Genomic DNA, 12,564 nt, shown 5'->3' on the forward strand with positions numbered 1-12,564 from the left:
CTTGACTCACCTCGCGGAAGCCCGACACTGACCAAGAAGCGAGCGGCCCAACGGCCACTGACGAACACCGGCCCCCACACCCACGGCGGCGCCCCCCAACACCCTCACGCCTGCTTGATCGCAGAAACGTCGAACGTCAGCTTCACCTTGTCGGAGATCAGCACCCCACCCGTCTCCAGCGCCGCGTTCCACGTCAGCCCGAACTCGGACCGCAGGATCTCCGCCTTGCCGGTGAAACCCACCCGCTCGTTGCCGAACGGATCCTTGGCGAAGCCGTTGAACTCCAGGTCGATGGTCAGCGGCTTGGTGACACCGAGCAGGGACAGCTCACCGGTGACGCGGTACTCCTCCCCGCCCAGCACCTCCACCCCGGTGGACCGGAACGTCATCGTCGGGAACTCGTCCGTCTTGAAGAAGTCCGCCGACTTCAGGTGGGTGTCACGGTCCGCGTTACCCGTGTCGATGCTCTCCACCCGGACATCCAGCGCGGCCGTGGACTTCGTCGGCTCGGCCCCGTCCAGGTGCAGCGTGCCGGTGAAGTCGCCGAAGCCGCCCTTCACGTTGGTGACCATCGCGTGCCGGGCGACGAACCCGATCGTGCTGTGGGCCGGGTCGATGACGTAGTCACCGGTCAGCGCGGTCAGGTCGGGTCCGGCGACGGCCGGCGCGGCGGGGGCGGACGGGGTGGTGTTCTTGCGGCTGAAGATGCCCATGACGTGCTCCTGGTTGAACGTTGAACTAAGTTCGGTCTACGACCATAGCCCCAATCTGTTTAGTGTTCAACTAAAACCCCACCGTGTCGCAGTGGGCACACACAGTCACCCGTTCGTGCCTCTGGTGCACCGCCCTGTCCCTCGGGCACGATCTGGCCTGCACCACCTGCACAGCCGCCCCGGAAAAGAGCCCGGCCCATCGCAGGAAGGCCCCCCCATGAAGATCCGCTCGCTGCTGACCACCCTCGCCCTCGTCGCCGCCCCCGGCCTCGCCGTCGTAGGCACCGCCCCGGACGCCTCCGCCGCCGTCGCCGTCACCAAGATCAGCCACGCCACCGCCACCTCGATGTTCCGCCAGTCCGGCATCACCTGGTCGTCCTCCGGCAACTGCTCCGACCGGAACAACCCCACCTGCACATCCTTCGAGCAGCTCAACCTCGCCACCGCCCAGGGCGCCCAGACCCTCAAGAGCGCCAGCGGCTGCGCCCTCAACATCACCGGCGGCACCGAGACCGGCCACGCCTCCGGCACCTACTCCCACTGGAACGGCTACAAGCTCGACTACGGCAAGAACACGTGCGTGACCTCGTACGTCAAGAACACCTTCACGTACATCGGCCTGCGCGGCGACGGCGCCCCGCAGTACAAGTCCGGCTCCGGCAACATCTACGCCGACGAGGGCAATCACTGGGACGTCCTCTACTACAACTGCGGCGGCTGCTGACCGGGCGGCGACGGCGGTGACCGGGCCCCTCCGCATGACCCGACGCGCACTGCTGCTGGCCGCCGCCCTCGCCGCCACCCCCGGGTGGGGCGCACGGGCGGCCGGCCCCGACCCGTACGAGACGCTGCGCGGGCGCTGGCTCGGCATCGCGCTCGGCACCGGCTACGACCCGGCCGCCGAACCGTACGCCTCCCGTCTCGTCCAGCTCGGGGAAAAGGCAAGAGAGTTCCGGGCCGCCATGCTTCCCGGCCCCGCCTCCCTCTGGCCCGGCCACCCCTTCGACCCGCCCTCCGGCATCACCTTCAGCTACAACCGCCTGTGGACCATGACCCAGGCCTACGTCCAGACCGGCACCGGTGTCACCGGCGACCCCGGCCTGCTCACGGACGTGTTACGCGGCCTCGACCACCTCACCGCCACCGTCTACAACCCGGCCACCACCCGCTACGGCAACTGGTGGGAGTGGCAGATCGGCAGCCCCCGACTGTTGATGGACATCACCGCCGCGCTGTACGCGCAGGCGGGCCCGGACCGGGTCGCGGCGGCCTGCGCGGCCGTCGACCACTTCATACCGGACACGATGCTCACCGACTACTCCGGCACCAGCACCGGCGCCAACCGCGTCGACCTGTGCCGCTCGGTCGCCCTGCGCGGCATCCTCGGCCGCAGCCCGCAGAAGATCGCCCTCGCCCGCGACGCCCTCTCGCCCGTCTTCCCGTACGTCACCCAGGGTGACGGCCTCTACGCCGACGGTTCCTTCGTCCAGCACGCCTGGGTCGCCTACTCGGGCACCTACGGCCAGGTCCTCCTCGACGGCCTCGGGCGGCTGTTCGCGTTGCTCGCGGGGTCGCAGTGGGACATCACCGACCCCGGCCGGCAGCACATCCTGGACAGCGTCGAGCACGCCTACGCTCCGCTGATCCACGACGGACTGGTCATGGACTGCGTCAACGGCCGTGCCATCAGCCGGGGTCTGCCGCGTTCCGACGACCAAGGTGTGATGCGCGGCGACCACTACCACGGCCAGGCCCTGATCGCCGCCATCGCCCTCCTCGCCGGGGGCGCGAGTCCGGAGGAGCGGGAGCGGTGGTACGGGCGCGTCAAGGGATGGATCGAACGGGACACCGTGTCACCGATACTGTCCTCCCGTCAGTTCGGCGTCGGGGATCTCGCCCGGCTGCACACCGTCGCCGCCGCACCCGTCCCCGCCGCCCCGGAACCCCTCGGGCACCGGCTCTTCCCGGCCATGGACCGCGCCGTCCACCGCACCCCCCGCTTCACCGCCGCCCTCGCCATGGCCAGCGACCGCATCGCCCACTACGAATGCGGCAACGGCGAGAACCCGCGCGGCTGGCACACCGGCTCCGGCATGCTCTCCTGGTGGCCGCGGGGCAGCGGCGACCAGTACACCGACTGGTACTGGCCCACCGTCGACTGGTACCGGCTGCCCGGCACCACCGTCTCCACCCGACGCCTCCCCGACCGGGCCGGCGGCGAGTGGGGCGCACCCAAACCGGCCGTGCGCTGGGTCGGCGGCACCACCGACGGCACCTACGCGGCCGTCGGTCAGCACCTCAAGGGCCTCGGCTCCACCCTCCAGGCCCGCAAGTCCTGGTTCTTCCTCGACGACGCCGTGGTCTGCCTCGGCGCCGGGATCACCTGCGCCGACGGCATGCCCGTCGAGACGGTCGTGGACAACCGCAACCTGGGCGAGAACGGCACCCAGCCCCTCGTACGCGGCCGGAACTGGGCCCACCTGGAGGGCCACGGCGGCTGGGTCCTGCCCCACGGCGGCGAACTGCGCACCCTGCGCGAGGACCGCACCGGCGCCTGGGCCGACATCAACACCACCAGCAGCCCCGAGCGGCGCACCCGGCGCTGGCAGACCCTCTGGCTCGACCACGGCACCGACCCGGCCGATGCCCGCTACGCCTACGTCCTGCTGCCCGGCGCCACCCGCGCCGAGACCGCCGCCCGGGCCGGCGACCGGCACTGGCTCACCGTCCTCGCCAACGACACCACCGCCCAGGCCGTCGCCGTACCCCGGCCGGGGGTGACGGCGTGCACCTTCTGGGGGCCCGGTACGGTGGGGGAGCTGACCGTCTCGGCCGGCGCGAGCGTGCTCGTCGTGCGCCGGGGCCGTACGGCCTCCCTCCGGATCAGCGAGCCACCGCGCACCGGAACCCCCCTGGAACTGGTCTGGGACCACCCCGTGCGCGCGGTCACCCGGGCCGGCGACGGGGTCGAGGTGCTGGAGGCGGGCCGCCGTCTGAGGGTCCTTGTCACTCCGGGGATGGCATGCGCCACCCACGAATGTGAGGTGGCTCTCGGCTGATCGGTTTGTGGTCCCCCTACAACGAGATGCCCCGCTGAGCAGTCGGAACGGCTGCATCGCGTGGTGGTTCTGTTCACACGTACCAGGAAAACGGGCCGGAGACTGTACAGAGTCGACGGCTCGCTTTTCTTGGTGTCCTTCGTAAGGTCGCTACATGACCGTTTTGGAAGAGACGACGGGTGAGCCGACCGGCGAGCCGACGGACGCGCGCGGACGGGTCGCCGAGCTGCACGAGATCCGTGCGCGGGCCGTGGCGGGTCCGAGTGAGAAGGCGACCGAGGCGCAGCACGCCAAGGGCAAGCTGACGGCGCGGGAGCGGATCGAGCTGCTCCTCGACCCCGGGTCCTTCCAGGAGGTCGAGCAGCTGCGCCGGCACCGGGCGACCGGTTTCGGCCTGGAGGCGAAGAAGCCGTACACCGACGGTGTCATCACCGGCTGGGGCACGGTGGAGGGCCGCACGGTCTTCGTCTACGCCCATGACTTCCGGATCTTCGGCGGCGCGCTGGGCGAGGCCCACGCCACCAAGATCCACAAGATCATGGACATGGCCATCGCGGCCGGTGCCCCGCTGGTCTCCCTGAACGACGGCGCCGGCGCCCGTATCCAGGAGGGCGTCTCCGCCCTGGCCGGCTACGGCGGCATCTTCCAGCGCAACACCAAGGCCAGCGGTGTCATCCCGCAGATCTCGGTGATGCTCGGCCCGTGCGCGGGCGGCGCCGCGTACTCCCCGGCCCTGACGGACTTCGTCTTCATGGTCCGCGAGACCTCGCAGATGTTCATCACCGGGCCGGACGTGGTCAAGGCCGTCACCGGCGAGGAGATCACCCAGAACGGCCTGGGCGGCGCCGACGTGCACGCCGAGACCTCCGGTGTGTGCCACTTCGCCTACGACGACGAGGAGACGTGCATCGCCGAGGTGCGCTACCTCCTCTCCCTGCTCCCGCAGAACAACCGCGAGAACCCGCCCCGCGTCGAGTCCACCGACCCGGTCGACCGCCGCAGCGACGTCCTGCTGGACCTGGTCCCGGCCGACGGCAACCGGCCGTACGACATGACCAAGGTCATCGAGGAGATCGTCGACGACGGCGATTACCTCGAGGTCCACGAGCGCTGGGCCCGCAACATCATCTGCGCCCTGGGCCGCCTGGACGGCCAGGTCGTCGGCATCATCGCCAACCAGCCCCAGGTCCTCGCGGGCGTCCTGGACATCGAGGCCAGCGAAAAGGCTGCGCGCTTCGTCCAGATGTGTGACGCTTTCAATATCCCGATCGTCACCTTCCTGGACGTCCCCGGGTTCCTCCCCGGCGTCGACCAGGAACACGGCGGAATCATCCGCCACGGCGCGAAGCTGCTGTACGCCTACTGCAACGCGACCGTGCCGCGGATCTCGCTCATCCTGCGCAAGGCGTACGGAGGTGCCTACATCGTCATGGACTCCCAGTCGATCGGCGCCGACCTGACCTACGCCTGGCCGACGAACGAGATCGCCGTGATGGGCGCGGAGGGCGCGGCCAACGTCATCTTCCGCCGGCAGATCGCCTCCGCCGAGGACCCCGAGGCCATGCGGCAGAAGATGGTCAAGGAGTACAAGGCCGAGCTGATGCACCCGTACTACGCGGCCGAGCGCGGCCTCGTGGACGACGTCATCGACCCCGCCGAGACCCGCGAGGTGCTGATCAAGTCGCTCGCGATGCTGCACACCAAGCACGCCGACCTGCCCTCCCGCAAGCACGGCAACCCGCCGCAGTAACCCTTACGGAGACCGACACCCATGAGTACTCCTGACATCCGCGTCGAAAAGGGTCACGCCGAGCCCGAGGAGGTCGCCGCCATCACGGCCCTCCTCCTCGCCCGAGCCGCGTCCCAGCCGACCCCGGCCCCCGTCCACCGAGTCCGCGCCCGAGCGGGCTGGCGCCGCCTGGAGCGCGAGCCGGGCTTCCGGGCACCGCACAGCTGGCACTGAGCGCCGCGCGCTGCTTGACCATGACCCCGCTGCTCCTTTGGGAGGGCGGGGTCGTGGTGTGCTCAGCCGATGGTGACCCTGACGCCGGGCAGATTCAGCTTGGTGCGCTTGGCGATGGGGCCGTCCAGGGTCGTGCTGACCAGTTCCGGGTAGCGGCGCCGGAAGTCGCCGTCTTGGTCCGTGCCCTCCGGCGCGAACAGGGAACGGTCGGGGAGCCGTTCCAGTACCCGGGCGATCTCCGTGCCCCGCACGATGCGTACGTAGTACTCGACGCACTCGGTGAACAGCAGCTCGTACAGGCGGCTTTCGGACTCGCCGAGGCCGGCGGGCGGCCGTACCGTCCCGGTGATCCGGCGGACGAGCTCCGCCGGGTTCACGTCCGCCGTGAGCACCGCCTCGTCGGAGAGGTCGGCCGCCTCGAACGTGTCGCACACCCCGTCGAGCACGGCCTGGCGGGCACCGTCGTCCAGGCCGCAGAACTCCCGTTCCAGGTACGGCGCCAGCCGGTCGTACACCGCGTCCGCGATCTCCTCGAACTGCCGGTGCACACCCCGCTGGAAGCGCAGCCCGGACACCCGCAACCGGATCAGCCCGGCCATGTCCAGCCGCCGTTCCTGCTCCCGGCGTCTGCCGCCCAGCCACATCTGTGCCGCGGCCTTCGCCACGGTCGTGCCCAGCCGTAACGCGGCCGCAGCCTCAGCGCTCACTTCCCGCCCCCTCGACACACCCGGACCGAGGGCATTGTCACCCCTCGCGCCGCCTCTCGTCCCGCTTTCGCAGCCACGGCTCCAGCGGCAGGGACAGCGTGGCCACGCAGACCGCCGGCCACAGGGAGGTCAGGCGCAGGCCCGGGGTCCACAGCGGCAGCAGGACGGCGGTCAGGAACGTGGTCAGCCAGCCGAGGACCAGCGGGCTGCGCAGCCGGGCCCGCAGCGGGAACAGCAGCGCCGAGGACACCAGCGCGCTCGGCACCAGCAGCAGCGCCGCCCACAGCAGCGCACTCCAGCCGTCGACCTCGATCACATGCATCCCGGACCCACCGTTACGTACCACGACAAAGGCTCCTGTCCTCAGAGAAGAGCGACAGGAGCCCGCGTCGGTTGCCCGGGGGGCGGAGTTACCGCAGGCGGGCCATCAGGGCGTGTTCGACGAGTGTGATGAGGGCGCTCTTGGCGTCGGCGCGGTGGCGGGCGTCGGTGGTGATGATGGGGGTGTCGGGGCCGATCTGGAGTGCTTCGCGGACTTCGTCGGGGGTGTAGGGCTGTTGTCCGTCGAAGCCGTTGAGGGCGATGACGAAGGGGAGTCCGGAGTTCTCGAAGTAGTCGACGGCGGGGAAGCAGTCGGCGAGGCGGCGGGTGTCGACGAGGACGATGGCGCCGATGGCGCCGCGGACGAGGTCGTCCCACATGAACCAGAAGCGGTCCTGTCCGGGGGTGCCGAACAGGTACAGGATGAGGTCCTGGTCCAGGGTGATGCGGCCGAAGTCCATGGCCACCGTGGTGGTGGTCTTGTCCCCGGTGTGGGTGAGGTCGTCGATGCCGGCCGACGCGGACGTCATGACGGCCTCTGTGCGCAGCGGGTTGATCTCCGAGACGGCGCCGACGAACGTGGTCTTGCCCACGCCGAAGCCGCCCGCCACCACGATCTTCGCGGAGGTGGTGGAGCGGGAAGGACCGCCGCTAGAGCTTGCGAAGTCCACTGAGCACCCTTTCGAGCAGTGTCACGTCTGGCTGGCCACCGGCGTTCTCGTCGCCGCCGGGCTGATGGATGGCGACCAGGCCCGCCTCCGCCAAGTCGGCGACGAGGATCCTGGCCACGCCGAGGGGGATCGTCAGCAGGGCCGAGATCTCGGCCACCGACTTGATCTCCCGGCACAGGTTGCAGATCCGCTGATGCTCGGGCAGCTGACCCTGCATCTGGTGCGGAGCGGCGGTGGTGTGCACCAGTGCCTCGATGGCGAGCTGGTAGCGCGGGCGGGTCCGGCCGCCGGTCATGGCGTACGGACGCACCAGGGGGTTGTTCGCCGCCGTGGCCGGGGCCGGCTCGGGACGGCGCTGCGGCTGGACCGGCTGGATGCGCGGCGCCTGCGGCTGGTCGTACGGCGGCTGGTTGTAGGGACCGGGGCCCTGCGGGGTGTAGGGCCGGCGGTGGTCGGGGGCGGAGGGGAAGTTGTACGGGTTCGCCGAGCCGTCCTGCTGGCCCTGGGCAGGTCCGTACGACCAGTTGCCCGAAGACGAATCGCCTGGGGGTGTTGCCACTTTCTCCTCCTCCGAACTGCGCGGGGCACCCATCCCTGTGGAAGCCGCGTCCCGAAACCTTACGGCCCCGGGACACGTAAACGCATCGTCCGATTACTAGTTGAGAAGGCTTCCCTGGAGCTCCGCGCGGAGATCCGGGGTGAGAACCGTGCCCGCGCGGTCCACCAGAAGGGCCATCTCGTACCCGATGAGGCCGATGTCCGCCTCCGGGTGGGCCAGTACCGCGAGGGACGAGCCGTCGGAGATGGACATGATGAAGAGGAATCCTCGCTCCATCTCCACAACCGTCTGGTTCACGTTGCCGCCCTCGAAGATGCGCGAGGCACCGGCGGTCAGCGAGGTCAGACCGGAGGCGACGGCCGCGAGCTGGTCGGCGCGGTCGCGGGGGAAGCCTTCGGACATCGCCAGAAGGAGTCCGTCGGCGGAGACCACCACCGTGTGGGACACCCCCGGGGTGTTGTCCACGAAGTTGGTGATCAACCAGTTCAGGTTCTGTGCCGCCTGGCTCATCGGGCTCACACTAACGCTCCTGGTTGTAGGTGCTGTCAGGACCGAAGCCCTGGCCGTTCGTATCACTGCCTGCGCTGCGCCCGCGCTGGACGCCCCGACGCAGGTTGCTCAGCCTGCCCCGGACGTCCTCCGGGGCGCGGGAGACCTGTGGGCCTCCCTGGGGGGTGGATTCGGCGGAACCCTCGACCAGGTTGGCCTTGGGCACCCGCCGCGGCAGACCGGAGGCGGTGACCCCGCCTGCCTTGGGCTTCCGGAGCTGCGCGGCCTGCTGCCACCGCTCGTCGTTCGCCGACCGCCAGTTGCTGCCGTCGCCCGCGCCCTGGGTGTTCCCCGGTGCCGGGGACGCCGCTTCCTGCCGCACGCGCGCCGTGCCGTTCGCGTTCGAGTTCGCGGAGCCGGCGCCGTGGGATCCGCTCGCGGGGGCGCCACGGCGGGGCAGCCCGGCGTCGGTCAGCTCGTGCGCGGCGGGAGAGGCCGTACCCGGACGGTCGAAGCCTACGCCGTTCCGCTCATCCGCGTCAGCGGCCCGCGGGGTTTCCGTTTCCGGAGCGTACTGGGCCGGATAGCCGTTCTGGTAACCGTCCTGCTGAGGCCAGTCGTCCTGGTAGGACGGCTGCTGGGCGGGCTCCGCGTACGGTGCCTGGGACTCAGGGTAACCGCCGTCGGCGGAGAAGCCCTCGGGCTGCGGCACCTCACCGGTCGGCGAGTAGTACTGCTCGTCGTACGCCTGCTCGTACGGCCGCTCGTACGACCCGGTGTGCTGCTCCTGGTACGAGCCGGTGTGCTGCTCCTGGTAGGAGCCGGTGTGCGGTTCCTCGTAGGAGCCGGTGTGCTGCTCCTGGTACGAGCCCGTGTGCGGTTCCTCGTACGAGCCGGTGTGCTGCTCCTCGTACGCCGGGGCCTCGAAGTTCTGCTGAGGCTGCTGCGCGTCGTACGCCTGCTGCTGCTCCTGGTACGCCTGCTGCGGCTGTTCCTGGTAGGCCTGCTGCCCGCCGGTGAACGGGTCCTGGTACCCGGCGGTCTCGTGCTGCGGCTCGGCGTGCTGCCGGCCCTGCTGGGCCTCCAGCGCGGCGCGGCGCTCCTCGCGCAGCCGGGTGCGGCCGACGGGGTCCAGCCCGCGGGCGCCGTCGCCGTCCCCGGTGTACCGGCTGTCGTCGAAGCCCAGCTCGGCGGCGGTGCGCAGCGGCTGCTGCTGCTGTCCGCCGGGCTCCCCGCCCTGGAACTGCTGCTCCGGGATGATCTGCGAGACGGTGAACTCGTCGCGCTCCAGCGGGGCTTCGGCGCCACCGCCGTGCGTGATCGCGTCCGGCAGCATGACCAGGGACGTCGTACCGGCCTGCTCGCCCGAGGGGCGCAGCTGGACCCGGATGCCGTGCCGGTCGGACAGCCGGCCGACCACGAACAGGCCCATGCGCTGGGAGATCGCGGCGTCCACGGTCGGCGGGTTGGCCAGCTTGTGGTTGATGTCCGCGAAGTCCTCGGCGGTCAGACCGATGCCCTTGTCGTGGATCTCGATCATCACGCGGCCGTCGGGCAGCCGGGTCGCGGTGACGCGGACCTTGGTCTGCGGGGAGGAGAACGTGGTGGCGTTCTCCAGCAGCTCGGCCAGCAGGTGCACCAGGTCGGTGACCGCGCGGCCGTGGATCTCGGCCTCCGGCACACCGGACAGCTCGATGCGCTCGTACTGCTCCACCTCGGAGGAGGCGGCGCGCAGCACGTCGATCAGCGGCACCGGCTGGTCCCAGCGGCGGCCGGGCTCCTCGCCGGCGAGGACCAGCAGGTTCTCGCCGTTGCGGCGCATACGGGTGGCCAGGTGGTCCAGCTTGAAGAGGTTCTCCAGCTGGTCGGGGTCGGCCTCGTTGTTCTCCAGGTCGGTGATCAGGGTCAGCTGGCCCTCGATCAGCGACTGGTTGCGGCGCGAGAGGTTGGTGAAGATCGCGTTGATGTTGCCCCGCAGCAGCGCCTGCTCGGAGGCGAGCCGGACCGCCTCGCGGTGCACCTGGTCGAAGGCGCGGGCGACCTCGCCGATCTCGTCCTTGCTGGTGATCGGGATCGGCTCGACGCGGGTGTCGACCCGGCCGGGGTCGGTGCGGGAGAGCTGGTCGACCAGCATCGGCAGCCGCTGCTCGGCGATGCCGAAGGCGGCGTTGCGCAGGCGGCGCATCGCGCGGCTCATCTGGCGGGCCACCATGCCGGCCAGGATGAACGCGGCCAGCAGACCGATGACGACGACGGCGCCGGTGATCAGGGCGGAGGTCTTGGCGTCGTCGGCGATGCCGGACGCCTCGTTCACCGCCTTGTCGGCCATGTCCGCCTCGATCTGGCGGTAGGCCTTGTACTTCAGCGTGTTGACCGCCCACCAGTTGTCGGTGGTGATGCCCTTGGCGGCCAGCCCCTCACGGGTGAGCGTGCTGGTGTCCTTCATGGTGGCCAGCGCCGTGACCATGTCGGTCGGGTCCGACGGCGGGGCGACGTACTGGGGGTCCTGCGCCTTGGCCTTGCGGGCCAGCGCGGCGGCGTCCGCCTCGACCTTCCCCTTGGCGTCTTCCAGGCGCTGCGCGTCGGCCTCGGTGCCACCACCCTTGTACTCCTCCAGCGCGATGCGCTCCAGGTAGGCGTACGAGGACAGGGAGATCTGCTGGGACGCCAGGTTCGGGGCGTCGGGGCCGGGCTTGACCAGCAGGTGCGTGCCGATCGACCGCTCCAGCGACAGTGCCGCCTTGGTCAGCGACATGGCGTAGACGGTACGGCCGTAGGAGGTGATGTTTCCGGTGCCCAGACCGAGTTCGTTGGCGAACTCCATCAGCGGGTGGATGACCTCGACGTAGCCTTCCTCGGTCTTCACGCCGGTCATCCGGGAGGTGAAGGCGGCCTGCCGCAGCCGTGCCAGCTGGGGCTCGGCCTCGTGGAACAGCGTCAGCCGGCGCTTGATGCCCGACTTGTCCGGGGCGCTCTCGGCGGCGTCGTCGAACACCTTGGCGGCCTGGTCGGTGGCCTTGCGGGCGTTGTCGACGGCCGCCTTGCTCTCGGCGTCCTTCTTGCTCAGCAGCAGCGGCTCGGCGCTGACGTCGCGCTCGTTCTCCAGGGCGTCGGCGTAGGAGAGGGCGGCGCGCACCAGCCGGGCGGTGTTCTCGGCGTCACGGGCCTCCTGCCAGGTGTCGATCGAGCTCTTCACCTGGAAGCCGCCCATGACGAGGCCGACCATCACGGGTATGAGCAGGATCGCGTTCAGCCGGGTGGGCACCCGCCAGTTCCGCGGGGAGAGACGGCCGCCGGACGCCGGAGCCGCCGCCGGCTCCGCGCCGGGAACGGGGGTGGGCGCCGCAGCGCGCGGCGGCGGGGTGAAGTTGCCCCGCGCCGACGGCTCGGGACCGTTCTTGCTTCGCCTCACTCGACCAACAACCTCTCGGCGGTCGGCACCTACGTCGTGCCGCAGTCTCTCAGAGCCCGGTTCACCACAGACCACTACGGGGTACGTCTTGGACCATTGGGCAGTTCAGGCATTCCAGCACGTGGACCAGCGCGATTCCAAACAGCGGAACCCCGTGATGGAGCGAATGTAAACGCCAGATAAAACGGTCATAAAGAGCGAGCCTTGCCAAAAGGCGGGGGGTTCGTGCGCGCAGCGGTACCGTTCGAACGCGTCGCGTGGTGATGCCCGGCCATTCCTCTGCCGAACTGTTATGAACACCGGAGCCGACCGTGTCAAAGGCCACAGCCGGCTCCGAAACCTTTACGACAACTGCCGTATTGCCCGTCGCACTTGGGTGTTACTTCAAGCGGGCCATCAGGGCGTGTTCGACGAGTGTGATGAGGGCGCTCTTGGCGTCGGCGCGGTGGCGGGCGTCGGTGGTGATGATGGGGGTGTCGGGGCCGATCTGGAGTGCTTCGCGGACTTCGTCGGGGGTGTAGGGCTGTTGTCCGTCGAAGCCGTTGAGGGCGATGACGAAGGGGAGCCCGGAGTTCTCGAAGTAGTCGACGGCGGGGAAGCAGTCGGCGAGGCGGCGGGTGTCGACGAGGACGATGGCGCCGATGGCGCCGCGGACGAGGTCGTCCCACAT

At 70.1% G+C, this 12,564-nt stretch carries 12 protein-coding genes; 4 read left to right on the forward strand and 8 right to left on the reverse strand.

Annotated features, from left to right (window positions below):
• Positions 1-104: 104 nt before the first annotated feature.
• Positions 105-713, reverse strand: coding sequence for a YceI family protein (locus IE251_RS30005; RefSeq protein WP_189756137.1), 609 nt, complete (start codon positions 711-713; stop codon positions 105-107).
• Positions 714-930: 217 nt separating this feature from the next.
• On the opposite strand from IE251_RS30005, the gene IE251_RS30010 reads away from it, so the two are divergent.
• From IE251_RS30010 to IE251_RS30025, 4 genes are all read left to right on the forward strand, one after another.
• A complete protein-coding gene (locus tag IE251_RS30010; protein WP_189756138.1) occupies positions 931-1,437 on the forward strand; it encodes a hypothetical protein in 507 nt (168 codons plus the stop codon).
• 34 nt (positions 1,438-1,471) lie between these two features.
• On the forward strand, positions 1,472-3,772 hold the full coding sequence (locus IE251_RS30015) for a polysaccharide lyase 8 family protein (RefSeq protein WP_189756139.1): 2,301 nt from the start codon (positions 1,472-1,474) through the stop codon (positions 3,770-3,772).
• A 154-nt stretch (positions 3,773-3,926) separates the two neighbouring features.
• Positions 3,927-5,522, forward strand: coding sequence for an acyl-CoA carboxylase subunit beta (locus IE251_RS30020; protein WP_189756140.1), 1,596 nt, complete (start codon positions 3,927-3,929; stop codon positions 5,520-5,522).
• A gap of 21 nt (positions 5,523-5,543) precedes the next feature.
• A complete protein-coding gene (locus IE251_RS30025) occupies positions 5,544-5,735 on the forward strand; it encodes an acyl-CoA carboxylase subunit epsilon (protein ID WP_189756141.1) in 192 nt (63 codons plus the stop codon).
• Positions 5,736-5,797: 62 nt separating this feature from the next.
• Here IE251_RS30025 and IE251_RS30030 read toward each other — a convergent pair whose 3' ends face one another.
• The 7 genes from IE251_RS30030 to IE251_RS30060 all read right to left on the reverse strand — a co-directional run.
• The gene (locus tag IE251_RS30030; protein ID WP_189756142.1) at positions 5,798-6,442 is read right to left on the reverse strand and encodes an NACHT N-terminal Helical domain 1-containing protein; all 645 of its coding nucleotides are present in this window, start codon (positions 6,440-6,442) and stop codon (positions 5,798-5,800) included.
• A 37-nt stretch (positions 6,443-6,479) separates the two neighbouring features.
• The gene (locus IE251_RS30035; RefSeq protein ID WP_030793025.1) at positions 6,480-6,764 is read right to left on the reverse strand and encodes a hypothetical protein; all 285 of its coding nucleotides are present in this window, start codon (positions 6,762-6,764) and stop codon (positions 6,480-6,482) included.
• 88 nt (positions 6,765-6,852) lie between these two features.
• Complete coding sequence (locus tag IE251_RS30040) at positions 6,853-7,434, reverse strand: GTP-binding protein (RefSeq protein ID WP_014675207.1); 582 nt, start codon at positions 7,432-7,434, stop codon at positions 6,853-6,855.
• Positions 7,415-7,993 (reverse strand): DUF742 domain-containing protein, encoded by a 579-nt coding sequence (locus tag IE251_RS30045; protein WP_189756143.1) that lies wholly within the window; start codon positions 7,991-7,993, stop codon positions 7,415-7,417. The genes IE251_RS30040 and IE251_RS30045 overlap by 20 nt, the downstream gene beginning before the upstream one ends.
• A 96-nt stretch (positions 7,994-8,089) precedes the next feature.
• The gene (locus tag IE251_RS30050) at positions 8,090-8,503 is read right to left on the reverse strand and encodes a roadblock/LC7 domain-containing protein (protein WP_029385896.1); all 414 of its coding nucleotides are present in this window, start codon (positions 8,501-8,503) and stop codon (positions 8,090-8,092) included.
• Positions 8,504-8,513: 10 nt separating this feature from the next.
• Positions 8,514-11,894, reverse strand: a complete 3,381-nt coding sequence (locus tag IE251_RS30055; RefSeq protein WP_189756144.1) for a nitrate- and nitrite sensing domain-containing protein — start codon at positions 11,892-11,894, stop codon at positions 8,514-8,516.
• A 379-nt stretch (positions 11,895-12,273) separates the two neighbouring features.
• Positions 12,274-12,564, reverse strand: a 291-nt coding sequence (locus tag IE251_RS30060; RefSeq protein ID WP_189756145.1) for a GTP-binding protein, incomplete at its 5' end; no start/stop codon positions are given.

This window comes from Streptomyces eurythermus (genome assembly GCF_014649115.1).
GTDB classification, from domain to species: domain Bacteria; phylum Actinomycetota; class Actinomycetes; order Streptomycetales; family Streptomycetaceae; genus Streptomyces; species Streptomyces eurythermus.

Excerpts from the sequence above, each read along its gene's own strand:
- IE251_RS30005 (WP_189756137.1), bottom strand. The coding sequence starts at position 713 with ATGGGCATCTTCAGCCGCAAGAACACCACCCCGTCCGCCCCCGCCGCG.
- IE251_RS30010 (WP_189756138.1), top strand. The coding sequence starts at position 931 with ATGAAGATCCGCTCGCTGCTGACCACCCTCGCCCTCGTCGCCGCCCCC.
- IE251_RS30015 (WP_189756139.1), top strand. The coding sequence starts at position 1,472 with ATGACCCGACGCGCACTGCTGCTGGCCGCCGCCCTCGCCGCCACCCCC.
- IE251_RS30020 (WP_189756140.1), top strand. The coding sequence starts at position 3,927 with ATGACCGTTTTGGAAGAGACGACGGGTGAGCCGACCGGCGAGCCGACG.
- IE251_RS30025 (WP_189756141.1), top strand. The coding sequence starts at position 5,544 with ATGAGTACTCCTGACATCCGCGTCGAAAAGGGTCACGCCGAGCCCGAG.
- IE251_RS30035 (WP_030793025.1), bottom strand. The coding sequence starts at position 6,764 with ATGCATGTGATCGAGGTCGACGGCTGGAGTGCGCTGCTGTGGGCGGCG.
- IE251_RS30050 (WP_029385896.1), bottom strand. The coding sequence starts at position 8,503 with ATGAGCCAGGCGGCACAGAACCTGAACTGGTTGATCACCAACTTCGTG.